Genomic DNA, 18,645 nt, shown 5'->3' with positions numbered 1-18,645 from the left:
ATGCCGATTGGGAAGTGATGCCGATTGGGAAGTGATGCCGATTGGGAAGTGATGCCGATTGGAAAGTAACGCCGATTGGAAAGTAACGCCGATTGGAAAGTAACGCCGATTGGAAAGTAACGCCGATCAAAAACCCAATGCAAGACCGCCAGCTCGACGCACCTAAAGCAAATTCGAGTGCAGGCGGAAGATCATCAGGAACTCGTCGTTCGGAACTTCGACGCCGCTTTCGGAGTTCTTCGATCCGAACAAGGTCACGCTTTGCAGGTTGTCCTTCGACGACAGGACGATGCCCATCCCCGCCTTCTTCGTGATGGTCAAAGATTCACGCAGATCGGACTGCGTCTGCTCGTAGCGCACGAGCCAGTTCATGTCGTCCGCGAAGTTCCACGACAGATCCATCCGGCCCCACGCATAGGGATGCTTCACGTCTTCCTGGAGCAGCTCGCCCCGGCCCGCTTCGACCAGAAACAAGTTGCGACGATCTTCGCGGTACAATGTCAGAATCGCGTAACGCATTTTCGCCGACTTCGCCGGATCGAAGGTGAAGCCCTCGGCCTGCGGCAGCACTGCGCCCAATGTGGATTCCGGGCGCGTGTGGCCCACGCTTCCCGTCAGCAGAATGCCGACGCCGTCGGAGTTGCGGTACTCCCAAAGCCCCGAGGCCCACAGCCAGCGATCAAGGTTCGGACCCGTCTCGCCGTTATGAATCGTCATCGAGGTCGCGAACGGCCGCGTCTCCCAGCGGAACTGCACGCCCAGATCGCGTTGCAAAAGCCAGCCGCGACGACGCGGACCGCTTTCCGGAAAAATCGCGTTCCATTCGGGATGCGCACCCTCGAAACCTTGCGGCACGGTCACCAGGCCCGCGCGAATGTCGCCGTAGTCACCGCGCCCTTCCATCCACGCCTCCGCGACGGAAAAGCCGTTCGTCTTCGGCGTATACCAAAACGCCTGGCGCACGAGATCGGGACTGCCGAGCTTCAGGACGCCACGCACCCATTCGTCGCGACTCCATTCAAAACCGAGGGAACTCTGTTCGAGCTCGAATCCGCCTTCGCCCGGCTCTTCCAAGTGAAGACGCGGCGACAGCTGCAATTCCGAAAAGCGAAAACGTCCCATAACTTCCTGACTGGGCGCCGCGCGTGCGACATCGGTCGTGCCGAGGCCCACCCACAGCAGCGCACCACCGATCGCCCCGCGACCGACGCCACGCCAAAGACTGGAAAGTTGAAACAGATTTCGCATCGCCTTCATTCTCACACACGAACGCCATTTCCGTCAGCCGTCCCGCACATTTTTGCTCGACGAAGGCCGAGCCCCAAGCACACCCCTCGCGCCAGACTAAAGCCCAAGATCAAGTTCCCGACGAACGAAAATCAGTCGAGCCCCGCCCGGAAATCCGCGCGGAACTTGCTCCCACCACGCCTCTCGGCCAGAATGAAAAAACCGATGTCCCAACGCCGCTTCACTCTCGGACTGCCGCTCCTTTTCACCTTGTGCGCGCACGATGCCGCGGCCGCGGTGAGCGCGCGCTCTTACTTTCGCCGCCCCGACTCGCTCTTCGCTTCGGGACAGGCGCATCCGAGCGATCTCGAACGTCGCAAGATCCGCGAGTTCCAAGAGATCAACTACCTGATCCAGAAAGACAAAGTGTCGCTGAAACTTCCGACCACGCTGCTTTTGCGGGACATGGACCTGAGCCTGAAACTCGCGCACTCCAAGACCGGCGAAGTCGCGCAGGTCGTCGGCACGCGCGGGCCGTGGGCCTACGTGGTGAGCGGCGGCAAAAAAACCTGGTGGGCGCTGAACGAAGGACTGCCGATGCCAGACGATCGCGGCCTCGCGATCCCGCTCACGCGCGTGCAGCTGCGCGCCGAGCCCGAATGGAAAACGCAAATCGTCCGCTCCGTCGACCCGCTCGCGCGCCTGCGCCTGATCGATTTCCGGGGCGACTGGGTCCTCGTTTCGCCTCTCACCGATCCGGAAGTGAGGGGTTGGGTCGATGTGAACTCGGTGCTGTTGAAAGCCGACTTCGCCTCTTTCATCCTGCCCATCGAGGGAAAGTGGACACCGGTCAAATACCGTCAAGGCTCGGTCCTCGTGACGAGCGCGGGCGAACGCGTCCCGATCGAACACGTACAGTCCATGATGACGCGTCCCGAGCTCGGCATCCTGACCCAGGATCTACAACCCCACGGCCTTTACCAACGCAGCTTCGTGACGATCAAAAGCTGGGAGTCGTTCAAATGGGGCGTGAGCAACCTTCCCGGCCACGGTGAAGTCTACTGGAAAGACGAGGGCCAAGCCCCGGGCTTCAAGCCGCTCGTGAACGAGCAGGTCGTGAGCTTCGAAGAGATTTTGAAAAAGCCCATTTTCTCGGTGGCCTTTCATCCGAACAATCCCCGTCAAGGCATCATCGCGGCCGAGGGCGTCTTCATGACCACCGACGGACTGAATTGGACGAAGATCGACTACTTCGGTAACGACAATCTGCCCGTCGCGATCAGCACCGAACACGAAATCTTCGTGGGTCAGTACTGCTCGGTCGATCAGGGAAAAAGTTTTCAGCCGTTTTTGAAGTGGGAACAGATCGCGGCGATGATCGAAGGCCGCGGACAAAAAGCCTCGCGCATCTTGAGGCTCGTGAAAATCAATCCCCTGAACGCGAAGAAAGTCGAAATCGAGATCGACACGGGCGTGCGGACCGCGAAGCTCATCGGCTCGACCCGCTTCGGCCTGGTCACGGAGTGGAAAACGAAGACTCCGCTCTCGAAGTGACCTTTTCCCCCAGCTCGCGCATCTTTTCGGACATCTCCAAATAAGTTTGCGCCTGGAGTTTCTGCTTCTGATCCGGCGGGACGCCCGCGACCGGAATCATCTTCAGAAAATAAACGTCGATCGTGGTCGTGAGCCCCAGCGTCTGCGGGACCAGATGCCCCTTGGGCCAGACCTCGCGTGCGCCGTGCACGACAACCGGCACGATGGGCGTTTGCGCGCTGACGGCGAACAGAAACGGCCCCGACTTGAAGTTCAAAAGCGGCTCGTCGCCGCTATTGCGCCCGCCTTCGGGGGCCAGCGCGAAACGTTCGCCCGCCGCCGCGCGCGATTCCGCCGCCTTGTAGACGCGCAAAACCTCTTCCAACCGCCCGCGCGCGATCGGCAGCACGCCGATCCGCCGCATCGCCGGCCCGAAGAGCGGGATTTTGAAAAGCTCGATCTTCGCGCCGAAACGCACGTCCGGAACCATGGACTGGATGGCGAAGATGTCGAAGAAGCTCGTGTGGTTGAAAAGAAGCAAACACGTTCCGGGTGGCAAATTCTCGCGACCGTGCGCCCGCAGCTTCACCCCGAACATCCAGCAGTTCACCCGGCACCAACGGCTGATCATCCAGTCGTTGATCGCGCGATTTTGAATCGTGAAGTTGTTGAGCAGATTCAACGAGCACATGATGATCGCCCAAATGGGAAACACCGTGAGCACGACAAAGATGGAACGGGCGTAGACGAGCACTTTCAAAAGCGGATTCAAGGGATGATCTCTCCGTCCGCAGCGGCGTCGGGCATCAGGCGCTTGCGCGCGGCGTGACGTTGGCGGTCCTTGTATTTCTGATGATCGGACGGACCCGAGAGGTGGCGCTCCATCGAGGCCGCATCCAGGATCTGCACTTCGTAAGGAAAGAAAAAGCTGAAATCTTCCCGCTTGGACCCCTCACCCATCGGCACGCGGACGAGTTTGCGCGCGATGAACTTAATGAAGCGGTAGTCTTCCCCCGAAAAGGAGTTCTCTTTCCGCAGCATCGGCAGCGAGGCCCCCGCGAAATCCAGCCGGCGTCGCAGCTCGGCTTCGAGCTCATCGTCGGACAGACGCGGACGTTCGCGACCGATCTCGGCGACGACCTCGCAGAAAAATTCCGCGGGATAGAGGTTGTTCGTGCTCTGGTCCGGCATGATGTGGGGGGAACTCATCAGATTATGTTCGATCAAAAAACGGATCACGCGGAACGTGTCGAACACCGAGCGCGTCACGAAGCGCATCCCGAGTTTATCCAGAACGTTCATCGCCACCGCATCGGGTTTCGCCAAGAGTTTGATCACGGTCGACGCCGAAGTTTTGAAAGGTTTGATTTCAAAACCCGCGAGCGCGATCTCGTCTTCGCCGACGTGGGGCGTTCCGGGCGGCGCTTCCGGCGCCTTCAAATAGACGGTGCCCGTCGTGCCTTCCGTGAAGATACGCTCCTGAAACGGCGTCAGGATCTGTTTCTGAATCTCTTCCGAAAACGAGGAGAAAATATTGTTTTCCGCGTGCACGAAAACGTGAATCGCCCGCAGAATCGCGCAGCTCCACTTTTGCAGCTCGCGGTCCTGCGGATTCGCGGAACTGGCCCACAAAAGAAGCTGACGCGGATCTTCGAAGTTCTTGCGGTCGCGCAGGACTTCCGGAATCTCGTCGATCTTGAAGCCGAGGCGCTCCTCGATCAGAACGAGCGCACGGCGATAGAAATACCAAAGCTGATTGAGATCTTTCGGGTCTTCCAAACGGAAGCCGTAGGCTTCGATGAAGGCCGCCGCCTGTGCTTCGGTTTGCACCGCAAGGCGGGGCAGATCGATCACAGATTTTCCGCCGGCGACAGACGTCATCATCGCCGCGTCAAAGTCGAAGCGGTGGCTCATCACCCCACTTGATGCCGGATGGGGCTACGGGTCAATAACCAACGCGAAGCGCACACTCCAGAGAAGCGCGCACCGCCCACGCGAATTAACGCAGACGGAAGAGAGAGCGAATCGTGTGCCGATAGGGCTCAGCGAAAAATCCCAAATAAATAAGCAGAAGCCCCAGGACGAGCGCGACGGGCACGCCCTCGGGAGCCATAAAAGCGTGCACTAAAAAGATATTCAGCGTGATCGCCGCCAGAATCACCAACGCGAGCGGAACGAAAAATCCCGCGATCAAAAGCAATCCGCAGATCACCTCGAGCGCTTTCACCAGTTCGAGCAGATAACCGCTCGCGGCCATTCCCGCGTTGAAAGTTTGCAGGCGTTCCGGAAGATCCGGCGGAGGGTTCGCGACGCCGAGCCAATAGACGAGGCCCGCGACGAAAAAGGCCAGACCGAGAAGGATGCGTAAAACGAGAGTGATTTTGGCTTGCATGCGAGAGCCCCCTTCCACAAATCGTGGGCGGCTCTCGGGACGAGGTCAAGCGCTTACTGGCAGCGGAAGAATCCGCAAGTCTGAACTTGGAAGTTGCCGAGACCGGTCAGCGTACTTGCCGCCGTGGATCCATCCCAAGTCTTCGAATTCGAGAACCACACTTGCCCATTCAAGATTCCGCCGTTCGCGAACGAACCGTAGATCTCGATGCGGCCCACGCTGTCTTGGAACACGAGTTGGACCTGACCGTTATAGGCGTAACCCGAACTCGCGGGCACCGTCATCGTGATCGAGGGGATACGCGCGCCACTGGAGTCGGTTTGGTTCGTGAACTCATCTTTGATCTCGAGCGAAAGACGCGAGTTCTGCGGCACCACGCGACCCTGCGCATCGACTTCGACGTAGGCGCGGATCATCACGCCATCGGTCGCGCTGACGTAACCCACATATTGAGGATCCATCTGTCCCGACACGAGGGATTTCACCGCGGTTTGAAATGCGGTCGAGTTCGCAGCATCGGTCGTCACGTAAGCCGTGGCGCTCGTCACTTGTCCGGTCGCGGGGTTCACGGCATTGGGCGGAACCGGCGCGACGGCGGCGCGGGCGTTCCTTGCGGTGACCTGCTGGCTATTGTCGTTCGAGCTTTTCTTACAGCCCACCGAGCCGAGCATCAGGAGGACGAGTCCGGCACCCAGAACGTGGCGAAGCGGGTTTTGGCGGTTCATGAGTTTCATGGACATCTCTCCTTCAAATTGAGGTCTCACTCCCTCCTATCGCAAGCCTGATGCCAGCGATAAGGGCCAGAAGGACTCCCCGCTTGCCCCGTTTTGAGACAATCCTTCCGCATCGCCCTGACGGGGCAGGCAGTCGTCGAAGCTTTTGACAGCTCCCGCCCCCACGTCCAAGATGCGCCCATGGATCTGAAAACGGTTTCCCACGACTGGCTGAAAACCCAAGTCCTCCCCCTCTGGCTCATGGGCCGCGGCCGCAGCGAAGACGGCGGTTTTGAGGAGGCGATCACGCTGACGGGCGTCCCGCACGCGGCCCCCCGGCGCGCGATGGTGCAGGCCCGGCAGATCTACGCCGTGCGCACGGCGCTGCAGATGGGACTGCTGGACGCCAAAACCGCGCTCCCGATGATGGAAGAAGCGACCGAGTTCCTGCTGAAACATTTCGCCCGTCCCGACGGAAGTTTCATCCACTCCGTGCGTCCCGACCTCGTGCCGAACAACGAAACGCCCGACCTCTATACCCAATCCTTCGCGATCTTCGGTTTGGCGCAGGCCTTCGCCGAGCTGAAGGACACGCGTTATAAAGCGCGCGCCCTCGCGGTCGCCGACTATTTGAAACGCGAGCGCCACCTTCCCCACGGCGGTTATTCCGAGTTCGCCAAAGACGGCGCGACCCTTTACCAGTCAAATCCGCACATGCATCTGTTCGAAGCCTACGTCGCGTGGCTGGAGGTCGACGACGATCCCCACTGGCGCCGCTACGCCAACGAGATCTTGGATCTCGCACTCACGCGCTTCATCGATCCCGCGACGAAACTTCTGGGCGAACACTTCGACGAAAACTGGAAACACCGCCGCGAACCCGCGCACTTCATCTGGGAGCCCGGACATCAATTCGAGTGGGCGTGGCTGATGAACAAATACCAACACGCCACCAAAGTTCCGCTCGCCGATCCGATCGCGTCCCTTCTGATGAACGCGGAACGTTTCGGTATCGATCCCGCATCCGGCGCGGTTCGCGACGAGATGTGGAGCGACTACGGCGTGAAGTCACCGACCTCGCGCTTCTGGCCGCAGTGTGAACGCATCAAAGCCTGCGTGGCGCTCGGACTTCCCGAGAGCGCGGATCAAGGGATGGAGGCGCTCCTGCGGTTTTTCGTGACCCCGACGCCGGGCCTCTGGTTTGACCGCATGAATCCCGACGGCAGCTTTCACCAAGAGCCGTCGCGGGCGAGCTCGCTTTACCACATCATCGGCGCGATCGCGGAATACCAGAAGCTCTAGGCTCTGACCAGAGCCTGGACAGGGGCCGCCCTCCGTCACCCGGAAAGCCCCGATCCAGCTCTCAGGACGGGCTAAAACGTCTGTCTTCTGGCCCGAATCTTGGACTCCGTCCCCACGCGGAGACCTTCATGATGAAAACGATCTGGCGCTGGACGCTGCTTCTTTCAACGAGCCTCACCCTTGCGGGTTACGCGCACGCGCAGACCGATGCCGAGCTCGTTTCCATTTCCGCCGTGGGTGATATCATGATGGGGACCGACTTCCCCGAACAGCGCCTGCCCCCGAACGACGGCGCCCGCATTTTTCAAGCGGCCAAAGAGTATATCTCGGCGGCGGACGTGCGTTTCGGCAATCTGGAAGGCACGCTCTACGATGGCCCTCCCGGCACGGGCGCAAAGCGTCCCGGACCGAACCGCTACCTCTTCCGCTCGCCGACCCGCTACGTGAATCTGCTTCGCGACGCGGGATTCAACGTCGTGAGCCTAGCGAATAACCACATCCGGGATTTGGGGCGCGAGGGCGTCCAGAGCACCAAACGCACGCTCGATGACGCCCGCATCCAGTATTCGTCGAAAGACGGCGAGGTCGCGGAGTTCAACATCAAAGGAACCCGCATCGCGCTGATCGCGACCGACTACTACGACGGTCGCCGCAGCCTGATTCGCCCGGAATCGACATTCAAAGAGATTGAAGAGCTGAAAAAGAAATTCGACATCGTCATCGTCAGCTGCCACGTCGGCGCCGAAGGCCAAGGGGCCGAGACGCTGACCTTCCAGAACGAAATTTTCCTGGGCGAAAATCGCGGTAACCCCGTCGCCTTCGCCCGCGAGGCCGTCACCCGCGGCGCGGACTTGATCGTCATGCACGGCCCCCACGTCCCGCGCGCGATGGAAGTTTACCGCGACCGCCTCATCGTCTACTCGCTCGGTAACTTCGCGACCATGAGCGGGATTTCCATTCGCGGCGCGAACGGCTACGCGCCGATCCTGCGCGCGCAGCTCGCCCGCGACGGACGCTTCGTGAAAGGGCATCTCGCAAGCTTCCAGCAAGATCGCCCCGATCTGGTGCGCTTCGACCGCGAAGACAAAGCCGGCCGCATGATGCGCGAACTGTCCGCCCGCCAGTTCCCCACCTCGGCGCCGCGTTTCTTCGAGAACGGCTTCTTCGCGCCCCGCGAAGCCGCAAAATTGCCCTGATTTGAAACGCGCCCCCACAGACCTGGACTCGACCGCCGACCTCACTTTTCCGATGATCAAGTGAGGTCCGGTCATGCCCCGGTCCCAAGGGAGCCCCCATGAAGTCCATCCTGCCGTTCCTGCTTCTCGTTCTCGTTGCCGGTTGCGCGCACGACCCCGGTCCGAAATATCAAGGACGTGGTCCCGCTTACGCGTCAACACGCGCGCCCGCTTCGGGTCCCCGCGCTTATCGCATCTACGCCACGGCCGGAAGTTACGGCCTGGCCTGGGGCTGCGAGAACCAACTCGTGGACTTCGAACGCATGGACTACGACGAGGCTTATGAAGAGAGCCTGCTCAAATCCTGCAAGATCCAAAACTTCCTTTTGAACACCTACGAAGACCGCATCGTCCACGACCTGCAGGACGACGGCTACTGGGTCGTACGTTCGCACGGCATGAATCACCACTCACGCGGCATCGAACGTTTGGGTGAGCTCACTCAAGGAAACGCCACCCTGTATTCCCTGTCGGAAGGCGCGAAGTGGACCTCGACCGAAACCCTTTTCGTGTCGGTCCTCCCGGAATCCAGCGGCAATCCCATCGAAGAAAAAGCGCACTTCTGCCGGACCTGCACGGCGGATGCAGAAAACGCGATCGTGAAAGCGTTGAAGTGGGAACGTAAAGTCACCGAACATGTGAGTTCCATGAGCTTCGAGCGGCGGCCGGGCGATCAAGGAAAAAACCTGATCGTCGCCTCTTACTCTGCCGATCGCCCGAAAAGCGATACGGCGAAAAGCTACGCCGCACGCGCCCTTTTTGAAATCGAATTCAGCGCCAACGTCTTGCGACTGAAGTTCGTGAAGATCTTAAACTCCTCAGTGAATTAACAGGTGAACGAGCATGCGCCACGCGGTTCTTTGCCTTTTTCTCTGCCTTCATGCTCAGCTTCTTCTTTTTGGATCGACGAGTCTGGCCCAAGAGCCGCCGTCGGTCATCAACGTGGGCGTGAAAAATGCGAAGCTCCCCACGGGGCTGCGTGCGGACCGCGAAACGATCGTGCAAGCCACCGGAAGTTTCGAGCAGAGCTGCCACGCGCTGCACGCCGCGCGGATCGAAAGCCCGAGCCCCGGCCAGCACCGCCTCATCATCGAAGCGAAGATCACCGGCGACAACTGTAAGCCCCGCAAAAAGACCTTCAACGAAAAGATCCATCTCGGCCTTCTTCCTGCGGGTGCGCATGTATTGACCTTCACCCGTGCCGATGGGACCGAAAAAAGCATCAGTTTTACGGTGAAGCCCGGACGCGAGCTGAAAGTCGAACAGCCCAGCGGCGACATCTTCGCCGAGCACCCCAAAGACTCGGCGCTACCGACCGAGAAGTACCACTCGCCTTTACAGATCGAAACGCGTGAGGTCCCGGTCCCGCTGAACGTGCAACCCTCAGCACCCGTCGTTCCCCCCGCGCCGCCCGTCGAGGACGCCGCGGTCCTGCCCTTCAACGCCGACGATTTGCCGTCCGGCGAATAAAAAAAAGCCGCCCCTTGCGGGAGCGGCTTTCGTTTGAAACTTCAAACCGAGACTTACTTGTAGAACTTGCCGCCCGACTTCGCCATTTGCAGAAGCGGAGGCGCGGGCTTCAAGCGCGCGTGTTTCGCGCCGTACATTTCAAGCTGATCGGCGATATAAGTCACGCCCACGCTGTCCGCGTACTTCAAAAGACCGCCACGGAACGGCGGGAAGCCTGTGCCCGTGATCATCGCCAAGTCCACCTCGCCGGGAGTCTCGACGATTTTGTCCTCGATCAACGCGCGCGAGCACTCGTTCACCATGGCGAAGACCCCGCGCTCGATGCACTCTTTGGTCGAAAGCGGATCCGTCGGCGACGACAGACCGAGCTCGGAATAAACCGAAGTGTCGACACCCTGGCGCTTGTCGCGTTCATCGTAGGTGTAGAAGCCTTTTTTGTTCTTCTTTCCTTTGCGCTCGGATTTTTCGAGTTTCTCCATGATGGGCGCGATCTCGATGCGCGAACCGAAAGCCTTCTTGAAGATCTTCAGCACCTTGATGCAGACGTCGAGGCCGACCTCGTCCATCAGCGCGAAAGGCCCCATGGGCATACCGAACTCTTTCACATAGGCCTTATCCACCGTCTCGATGGACATGCCTTCCTGCAGAAGCCACGCGGCTTCGGCCATATAGGGAAGCAGCAGACGGTTCACCAAAAATCCGGGGCCATCCTTCACGACGACCGGAAGTTTGCCCATTTTCTTCGACAGTTCGTAGACGGTCGCGATGGTCTCGTCCGAGGTCTTCTCGCCGCGGATGACTTCCACGAGCGGCATCTTGTCGACGGGGTTGAAGAAGTGCATGCCGGCGAAGTATTCGGGGCGCGGATGCCCCGCCGCCATTTCGGTCACGCTGAGCGAAGACGTATTCGTCGCGATGATCGCGTCGTCTTTCATATTCTTCGCGGTTTCGGCGATGACTTTCTTTTTGATCTCCATGTCCTCGACGATGGCCTCAACCACCAGCTCCATGTGACGGAAGCCGCTGAAATCCAGCGTGCCCGAAACACGGTCCATGCGGTGCTGCTTTTCGTAGGCGTTGATCGCCTTTTTCTTCTGCAGCTTGCCCCACAGATCCGACGCGTGTTTGAGTCCGCGATTGATCGCGTCCCAGTTGACGTCCTTCATGCGCACGTAGACGCCCTTGTCGGCCGCGACGTAGGCAATCCCGCCGCCCATGGTGCCCGCGCCCAGAACGCCCAAATGGGTGACGTCCTTCGCTTTCACCGTGGTCCCCGCGACGCCCGATTGCTTTTTCACGGACTCCATCAGGTCGAAGACGTGGATCAGGTTTTTCGAGATGTCGGTGATGCCGCACTCGATGAAGGCCTTGCGTTCGATCTCGAGCGCGCGCTCGCGGTCCGACATGCCGTAGGTCTTCTGGATCACCTCGATCGCCTTCAGCGGCGCCGGGTAGTGACCGTGGGTGAACTTCATCACGCCTTCCCGCGCTTTTTTGAAGACGACGAACTTCAGCGGACCTTCCAGAAGTCCCGCCATGGCGCCCTTCGGCTTGAAGGTCTTGCGGCGTTTTTGGCCCATTTTTTCTTGCGCCATTTGCGTCGCCTGATCGAGCAGGATCGACGGGTGCACGACCGCGTCCACCAAACCGATTTTCAGCGCCTTGGCCGCGCGCTCGAGTTTGCCGTTCAGGATGATGTCGAGGGCCGACTGCAGGCCGATGAGCCGGGGCATGCGCACGCAGCCGCCGAAGCCGGGGATGATGCCGAGTTTGGTTTCGGGAAGACCGATCCGCGTGGACGCGTCGTCCGAAGCGATCCGGTAGTCGCAGGCCATGATGAACTCACAGCCCCCGCCCGCGCAGGCGCCATTCACCGCCGCGATGGTGATCATCGGCAGATCTTCGACTTCGTTGAACACCTGCTGGCCGCCGGCCACCGCGCGCTCGAACTCTTCCGCGGTCTTCATGACTTTGATTTCGTCGATGTCCGCGCCCGCGATGAAGATCTTGGGCTTATTGGATTTGAAGATGACCGCTTTGTAGGAACTTTTCTTCAACTCGGCGACGACGTCCTTCAGGCGCATCATCACGGGCGTCGAGAACTTGTTCACCTTCTCGCCGGGGAGATCGAACTCAACAATGGCGATATCGGCATTTTTCGGGTGACGGACGATCTTGATCGCGTCGTTCATGTTGCTCATATTGCTTTGACCCTTCGCTGTGGTGTTGGTCTGCGTGTCCATCGTCGTTTCCTTTTAGTTTTCGTTTTCGAGAACCATGGCGCCGCCCTGGCCGCCACCGATACAAAGAGTCGCCAGACCGAATTGGGTTCCGCGACGTTTCATCTCTTTGGCGAGCGTGACCACGATGCGGGTGCCGGTCGCGCCCACGGGGTGTCCGAAGGCGATCGCGCCGCCGTTCACGTTGATTTTTTCCAGCGGCATTTCGCCGAGCTTCCCCGGAAGCCCCAGCTTGTCCTGACCGAATTTGTCCGAGTCCGCCGCTTTCTGGCAGGCCATGACCTGCGCCGCGAAGGCCTCGTTCAATTCGATGAGCCCCATGTCCTTCATCGTCAGTCCCGCACGTTTCAGCGCGATGGGCGACGCGTACACGGGACCCAGCCCCATGCGCTCGGGCTCGAGACCCGCGAACGCATAGCCACGAATCTTCGCCAGCGGTTTGTAACCCAGCTCTTTCGCTTTCGCACGCGACATCATCAAAAGCATCGCCGCGCCGTCGGTCACCGGGCACGAATTGCCCGCGGTGATGGTGCCCGTGCGTTTATCGAAGAAGGGCTTCAGCTTCGCCAGCGCTTCGATGGTTTGATTTTCCCGGGGACCGATATCGGTCAGAATCGTTTCCGAAAATTTCGGCGCCAGCGGGAACGCGACGATTTCGTCTTTCAGGCGCTCTTCTTTGATCGCCTTCGCGGCCAGTTGATGGGAGCGCAGAGCGAAGCGATCCTGCTCTTCACGTGAGAGGTTCCACTCTTTGGCGAGGATTTCCGCCGTCTGCCCCATATTGATGCCGACGAACGGATCGGTCAGGCCTTGCATCACCGAGATGATGGGGAAGTATTCGTTCTTCTGGTCGGCGGTGGCGAGCGCTTTGATTTGTTTGAGGTTCATCTTCAGCAGCGAGCCCAAGAGCGGCAACGCCTGCTTCGGGCCTTTCGCGGCGAAAAGTTTGCCGTAAAGATCCTGGAACTTCTGCGGCAACAGAATCGGCAGCTGCGACATATTTTCGGTGCCGCCCGCAACGATCATCTCCATGGTGCCCGATTTGATTTTTTCATAACCGTTCGAGATCGACTCGAGCGCGGACGCGCAATTTCTGTGCACCGTATAGGCCGATGTTTTTTGCGGAATGCCCGCACCCAGCGCGACGACTCTTGAAATGTTCACAGAATCTGCCGGATTTCCGGTGTTACCGATGATCACTTCGTCGATCTGATTCACGTCGACATCCGTGCGCTCCAGCAATTCATGCAGGGCGACGCGTCCCAGTTCTGCGGGGTGAACCTTAGCGAATTTGGTTCCTGATTTAGCAAAGGGCGTTCTGACGCCTTCGACGATTACAACATCACGATCACTCATCGATCCTCCGTGTTCGTTCTGAACAGCAGAATTCTACTCCCCAGAGGGGAAGCGAGGCAAACGCCGAACGCCTCCCCTCGACCGAGACATGACGCGGCGACACCTTTGACGATAAGCTCTAGAAGGTCCAGAATGCGGCCACTTGTTCAGCTGCGAAGGAGATACCGTGACCGCGACTCGCCCCCCGGATGATACCGCCACCCCCGTGAAAGCCAAATCCCTCAACGATCAGGCGCTGGAGTTCCACAGCCAAGGCAAACCCGGAAAGATCGAAGTCGTCCCCACCAAGGCGGCGAACACCGAAAAGGATCTGAGTCTCGCGTACTCGCCCGGCGTCGCGGCCCCCTGCATGGCCATTGCGAAGGATCCTTCCAAAGTATGGGACTACACCGCACGCGGGAATCTGGTCGCGGTCATCTCGAACGGAACCGCCGTCCTGGGTCTGGGGAACATCGGACCCCTCGCCTCGAAGCCCGTCATGGAGGGGAAAGGCATCCTCTTCAAAATGTTCGCCGGCATCGACGTTTTTGACCTCGAGATGAACACACTGGACGTCGACGGCATGTGCGCCGCCGTCAAGGCGCTGGAGCCCACCTTCGGTGGCATCAACCTGGAAGATATCAAGGCCCCCGAGTGCTTTGAAATCGAAGAGCGCTTGAAAAAGGAAATGAAGATCCCCGTCTTCCACGACGACCAGCACGGAACGGCGATCGTTTCGGGCGCAGCCCTCATCAACGCCTGCCACGTCACGGGCCGCAAACTGGAAGACATCCGCATCGTCGTGAACGGCGCGGGCGCATCGGCCATTGCCTGCTCGAATATTTTTATTGCGTTAGGGGTCCGTCGCGAACACCTGATCATGTGCGACAGCCAGGGAACGATCTATAAGGGCCGCAAAGACGGCATGAACAAATACAAAGAGCGTTTCGCCAACGACACCGAAGCGCGCTCGTTGAGCGACGCACTGAAGGGCGCCGACGTCTTCGTGGGTCTTTCGGTGGCGGGTGCGGTGACGCCCGAGATGATCATGCCTATGGCGAAAAATCCCATCGTCTTTGCCATGGCGAACCCCGATCCCGAGATCGATCCGCCCACGGTGAAAAAAGCGCGCCCCGACGCGATCACCGCCACCGGCCGCTCGGACTACAACAACCAAGTGAACAACGTCCTGGGCTTCCCCGCGATCTTCCGCGGCGCCCTCGACACCCGCGCCACGCAAATCAACGAAGAGATGAAGCTCGCCGCCTGCCACGCCTTGGCCTCGCTCGCGCGCGAAGAGGTCCCCGAAAACGTCTCGGCCCGTTATGGGGGACAGACCTTCAACTACGGCCCCGAATATCTGATCCCGAAACCCTTCGATCCCCGCGTTCTTCTGTGGGTGGCTCCGGCCGTGGCCCAAGCCGCGATGAAGTCCGGCGTCGCCCAGCGCCCGATCGAAGACATGGAAGCTTACCGCCACGGTCTGGAGCGCTTCCAGGGACCGTCGAAGGTTTTCATCCGCGAAGCGATCAACAAAGTGAAGGCGAACGCCGCGAACGACGGTGGAGTCCTACCGCAGATCGTCTTCCCCGAAGGAACTTCGACAAAAATCCTGCGCGCCATCGCGACCCTCGTGGACGAAGAGATGTGCCGCCCGGTGCTGCTCGGATCCCCCGAAAGGATCAAAGAGCGCATCCGCCAACTGGAACTGCGGAATCTGGACGATGTCACCATCATCGATACCGCGAAATCGCCGCGTCTGCAAGACTACGTGCTCGAATACTACACCCGCCGCCAACGCAAGGGCGTACAGCTGGCGGAAGCCGAGCGACTCATGGCGAATCCGAACTACTTCGCCGCGATGATGGTTGAAATGGGCGACGCCGACGCGCTCGTGAACGGCGCGAGCCAGAACTACAAAGACGCGGTGAAGCCGATCTTCGAAATCATCCGCACGACTTCGGATGGCATCGCCTCGGGCCTGAACTTCATGCTGACCGAGGACAAGATTTTGGTGCTCGCGGATACCACCGTGAACTTCGATCCGACCTCCGAGCAGCTGGCCGCGATCGCCATTCAAGCGGCGCGCGTGCAGGAGTACTTCAACCAGAAGCCCTCCATCGCGATGCTCTCTTACTCGAACTTCACCAACTCGCCCGGGACTCCGGCCAAGATGCGCCGGGCGGCCGAGCTCGTGAAAAAGAAACGCCCCGATCTGACGGTGGACGGCGACGTCCAAGCCGATACGGCGGTGAACCCCGAGATCGCGAAGCGCATTTTCCCCTTTAGCGAACTCAAAGACGGTGCTAATATTTTAATATTCCCCAATCTGGAGGCGTCAAACATCGCCTATAAGCTTCTGCAACAGTTGGGAAAAGGAGAAGTTATCGGTCCGTTCCTCATGGGAATCCGCCGCTCCGCCAACGTGGTTCAACGCACCACCACCGTCGACTCCATCGTAAATTCGGTTGTTTTAACCACTCTTGAGGCTCAATATCTCAAACAGGTACGGATGCGGAGGCAGACGACTTGAATAAAGCTTCGATCAAATCCACGGACCGGGCGATCGTGATTGGCGTGGGGCTCAAGACCGAGTCCACCCTTGAGGTGAAAGAGAACCTGCTCGAGCTCGAAGAGCTCGTGAGCGCGGCTTCCGGAGAAGTCGTCGGCTCGATCATCCAGATCCTGCCCCAGTGGAACCCCGCCACCCTCATCGGCACGGGAAAAGTCGACGAAGTCCGCGAGATGGTCCAAGAGACCCAAGCGAACCTCGTCGTCGTCGATCACCAGCTTTCGGGCGTTCAGGCCCGCAACCTCGAGACCGCCATCGGCTGCAAGGTTCTCGACCGTAACCAACTGATCCTCGACATCTTCGCCATGCGCGCGCAGACCTTTGAAGGAAAACTTCAAGTGGAGCTCGCGCAGATGCTCGATCAACTCCCCCGCATGGTCGACGCCTGGATGGGCTCGCTGTCACGCCTGGGCGGCGGAATCGGGACCCGCGGACCGGGCGAGACCGCGCTTGAAAGCGACCGTCGCCGCATCCGCGAGCGCGTCGCCATCATCAAGAAAAAGCTCGAAACCGTCCGTAAAAACCGCGCGCAGCACCGACAGTCGCGCCGCCGTCACGAGATCCCGTCCTTCGCTTTGATCGGCTACACGAACTCGGGAAAAAGCTCGCTGCTGAACCGCCTGACCGGCGCGCAGATCATGACGAAGAACCAAGTCTTCGCGACACTGGATCCGACCACGCGCAAGATCTTTCTGCCCGACGGTCCGCCCGCGGTCGTGACCGATACGGTGGGTTTCATCCGTAAACTTCCCACGCAGCTGATCGAAGCTTTTAAAGCGACACTTGAAGAGTCCGCCGAAGCCGACGTGCTTTTGCACGTCGTGGACCTGAGTTCGCCCAATATGGTCCGCCAGGTGGAAGTGGTCGAAAAGCTCATCGAAGAGTTCGGCTGGCAGGAGAAAAAGATCATCCACATCTTTAACAAAGTGGACACGGCCCCCATGGAGCGTCAGTTCCAGGTCCGCGCCTTCCCCCGCGTCTTCGTCTCGGCTTTGACCGGGCAGGGAATCGAGCAGCTCAAGAAGCTGATGGCCGACTGCATCTCCTCGATGCAAGAGGACGTGGAGCTTTTCTTCCCGAAGACCCAAGAGCACAAGATCTTCGACCTCGGCCGCGAAACCAAAATCGTGCGCCAAGAGCCCGCCTCGGAGGGCACCATCTGCTACGCACAGATGACGCCCTCTTTGATCAACCGCTGGCGCGAATATCTCGTGAAGTAAACGCCCAGCCGACACAACTCTGTTGATAGTGCCGATTCGGAACCGACAAGCCGGCTTCCAACGCTCACGACATCCAAACATTTCAAGATCCCGATCACTCGTGGCGCCCGCGGATTTCCTGGCTTAAGCCTGCCCGCCACATGCACAAAGTTTTGTTCTCGCTTTTTCTGACCTCGCAGGCCTACGCCCTTTCCACCTTCGCCTTTTCGCCGGACGAACCCTGGGCGCGCCAAGTTCTGAAATTCAAAGAAGAGCGCCTGCACCTCGTCACTTGCGGAACCACTCATGGACCCCGTGCGTTTACCCGTCCCCTTCCCAACACCCTCTTCTTCTGTCTGGCACGCCCCGAACCCTTCGATGGCCGCAGTATCCTGATTCACCACGATCGCGGCCGTCGGGGCTGGCTTTACTTCGAAATTTTTGGCTGCAAGCGGGTCGCTTCGGAAGTTTCGGGCGCCGCCGGCTACATGACCGAAGCCTGCGAGGTCTTCCAACTATCCGAACGCAGCCTGAAACGCAAAGGGCGCCCGGTCCCCTTCCGCATCCGCACCGAGTGGGACGAACAGGTCGGCGGGTTGCAGTTTTATTTCCGCTTCGAGGGCCACTCTTTCAACGGCATCCCGATGAATCTGTACGAACTCCGTCAGCTGAATCCTTAAAACCTATTTTCCGTTGGCCACCATCCGTTCGCCGCCACGGACCTCGAAGACTTCCAGCTCCGAGATCTTGATCCCCAAAAAGTTTCCCCCCTCGTTCAGCGGCAGGACGACCAGGGGCTTCGCCCCCTCCGTCCCCAGGCTGACAAGCTCGCCTTCCGGCACGACGACGTTCAGATCGTGATAGGCTTGAATGGCCGAAAGCTTCTGCGCATTGAACACCAGATCCAGATGGCGAAAGACGATCGCCCGCTCCGAACCTTCGATGAAGAAACGGGGCTCACGGAACTGCACGCCGCTCAATTTTCCACGCATCTTCACGCGGCGTAGATCGATCAAAACGATCAATTTCAGTTTCCTTCCGAAGACTTCGCGCTCATCCTGAAAGCTTTGCGTGACCCACTCACCTTCACGCAGCTCCGGCAAAAACTTCTCGGGCAGCGACCAGTTCGCGGCCGCGTCCATGTCGATCTCGACCGCTTCGACCTCTTCCGGAACATTCGCGGGCGCACGCGGCGAAACCGATTTCGGACCCGTCGTCGCGGGCAGCACGGCCTTTTCGGTGGGGATGCCGTTCTCTCGCCACTCGTAGATCTCAACCCGCTCTTGGTTCGCGACCAGCGTGCGCGCCAGGAAGGCGACGGGACTGAAAATCAACATCAGGAACAGGATCGATTTCAGGCTTTTCGGCGTCAGCATGGTTTCCCCTTTTGCGGGACCGATCCACACGACCGGCCTCTGGAAACCAGT

At 59.5% G+C, this 18,645-nt stretch carries 16 protein-coding genes; 8 read left to right on the top strand and 8 right to left on the bottom strand.

Going from position 1 to position 18,645, the window contains the following annotated elements; genetic code table 11:
- Nucleotides 1–162: 162 nt before the first annotated feature.
- A complete protein-coding gene (locus KF767_15175) occupies nucleotides 163–1,248 on the bottom strand; it encodes a hypothetical protein (GenBank protein MBX3019227.1) in 1,086 nt (361 codons plus the stop codon).
- Between the two features lie 204 nt (nucleotides 1,249–1,452).
- Between KF767_15175 and KF767_15170 the strand changes: the two genes are divergently transcribed.
- Nucleotides 1,453–2,781, top strand: a complete 1,329-nt coding sequence (locus KF767_15170; protein MBX3019226.1) for a hypothetical protein — start codon at nucleotides 1,453–1,455, stop codon at nucleotides 2,779–2,781.
- Here KF767_15170 and KF767_15165 read toward each other — a convergent pair.
- The 4 genes from KF767_15165 to KF767_15150 all read right to left on the bottom strand — a co-directional run bounded on the left by KF767_15165 (nucleotide 2,744) and on the right by KF767_15150 (nucleotide 5,886).
- On the bottom strand, nucleotides 2,744–3,532 hold the full coding sequence (locus tag KF767_15165; protein MBX3019225.1) for a 1-acyl-sn-glycerol-3-phosphate acyltransferase: 789 nt from the start codon (nucleotides 3,530–3,532) through the stop codon (nucleotides 2,744–2,746). The genes KF767_15170 and KF767_15165 overlap by 38 nt on opposite strands.
- Nucleotides 3,529–4,674: a TIGR04552 family protein gene (locus KF767_15160; GenBank protein MBX3019224.1), complete on the bottom strand. Its 1,146-nt coding sequence runs from the start codon at nucleotides 4,672–4,674 to the stop codon at nucleotides 3,529–3,531. Before KF767_15160 ends, KF767_15165 begins: the two co-directional genes overlap by 4 nt.
- 85 nt (nucleotides 4,675–4,759) lie before the next feature.
- Nucleotides 4,760–5,152, bottom strand: a complete 393-nt coding sequence (locus KF767_15155; GenBank protein ID MBX3019223.1) for a DoxX family protein — start codon at nucleotides 5,150–5,152, stop codon at nucleotides 4,760–4,762.
- A gap of 53 nt (nucleotides 5,153–5,205) precedes the next feature.
- A complete protein-coding gene (locus KF767_15150; GenBank protein ID MBX3019222.1) occupies nucleotides 5,206–5,886 on the bottom strand; it encodes a hypothetical protein in 681 nt (226 codons plus the stop codon).
- Between the two features lie 180 nt (nucleotides 5,887–6,066).
- Here KF767_15150 and KF767_15145 point away from each other — a divergent pair, with 180 nt between their 5' ends.
- From KF767_15145 to KF767_15130, 4 genes are all read left to right on the top strand, one after another.
- Nucleotides 6,067–7,167: an AGE family epimerase/isomerase gene (locus KF767_15145; protein MBX3019221.1), complete on the top strand. Its 1,101-nt coding sequence runs from the start codon at nucleotides 6,067–6,069 to the stop codon at nucleotides 7,165–7,167.
- A gap of 128 nt (nucleotides 7,168–7,295) precedes the next feature.
- On the top strand, nucleotides 7,296–8,363 hold the full coding sequence (locus KF767_15140; protein ID MBX3019220.1) for a CapA family protein: 1,068 nt from the start codon (nucleotides 7,296–7,298) through the stop codon (nucleotides 8,361–8,363).
- Nucleotides 8,364–8,461: 98 nt separating this feature from the next.
- On the top strand, nucleotides 8,462–9,232 hold the full coding sequence (locus tag KF767_15135; GenBank protein ID MBX3019219.1) for a hypothetical protein: 771 nt from the start codon (nucleotides 8,462–8,464) through the stop codon (nucleotides 9,230–9,232).
- A gap of 13 nt (nucleotides 9,233–9,245) precedes the next feature.
- Entirely contained in the window at nucleotides 9,246–9,872 is a 627-nt protein-coding gene (locus KF767_15130) for a hypothetical protein (protein MBX3019218.1), read from the top strand.
- A gap of 53 nt (nucleotides 9,873–9,925) precedes the next feature.
- On the opposite strand, the gene KF767_15125 is transcribed toward KF767_15130, so the two are convergent.
- Nucleotides 9,926–12,073 carry an enoyl-CoA hydratase/isomerase family protein gene (locus KF767_15125; protein MBX3019217.1) on the bottom strand — a complete coding sequence of 716 codons (2,148 nt, stop codon included), beginning with the start codon at nucleotides 12,071–12,073 and terminating at the stop codon, nucleotides 9,926–9,928.
- Between the two features lie 54 nt (nucleotides 12,074–12,127).
- Nucleotides 12,128–13,468 carry a thiolase family protein gene (locus KF767_15120; protein MBX3019216.1) on the bottom strand — a complete coding sequence of 447 codons (1,341 nt, stop codon included), beginning with the start codon at nucleotides 13,466–13,468 and terminating at the stop codon, nucleotides 12,128–12,130.
- A 205-nt stretch (nucleotides 13,469–13,673) separates the two neighbouring features.
- Here KF767_15120 and KF767_15115 point away from each other — a divergent pair, with 205 nt between their 5' ends.
- From KF767_15115 to KF767_15105, 3 genes are all read left to right on the top strand, one after another.
- Complete coding sequence (locus KF767_15115; protein MBX3019215.1) at nucleotides 13,674–15,980, top strand: NADP-dependent malic enzyme; 2,307 nt, start codon at nucleotides 13,674–13,676, stop codon at nucleotides 15,978–15,980.
- The gene (gene hflX, locus KF767_15110) at nucleotides 15,977–17,239 is read left to right on the top strand and encodes a GTPase HflX (GenBank protein ID MBX3019214.1); all 1,263 of its coding nucleotides are present in this window, start codon (nucleotides 15,977–15,979) and stop codon (nucleotides 17,237–17,239) included. Before KF767_15115 ends, hflX begins: the two co-directional genes overlap by 4 nt.
- Nucleotides 17,240–17,379: 140 nt before the next feature.
- The gene (locus KF767_15105; protein MBX3019213.1) at nucleotides 17,380–17,898 is read left to right on the top strand and encodes a hypothetical protein; all 519 of its coding nucleotides are present in this window, start codon (nucleotides 17,380–17,382) and stop codon (nucleotides 17,896–17,898) included.
- A gap of 3 nt (nucleotides 17,899–17,901) precedes the next feature.
- Here KF767_15105 and KF767_15100 read toward each other — a convergent pair whose 3' ends face one another.
- On the bottom strand, nucleotides 17,902–18,594 hold the full coding sequence (locus KF767_15100; GenBank protein MBX3019212.1) for a hypothetical protein: 693 nt from the start codon (nucleotides 18,592–18,594) through the stop codon (nucleotides 17,902–17,904).
- Nucleotides 18,595–18,645: the final 51 nt, after the last annotated feature.

The sequence above is a fragment of the Pseudobdellovibrionaceae bacterium genome, from assembly GCA_019637875.1.
Lineage (GTDB): Bacteria > Bdellovibrionota > Bdellovibrionia > Bdellovibrionales > Bdellovibrionaceae > JAHBUW01.
The sequence above is the reverse complement of the archived record's forward strand: the minus strand, read 5'-3'. Positions and strand labels throughout refer to the sequence as shown.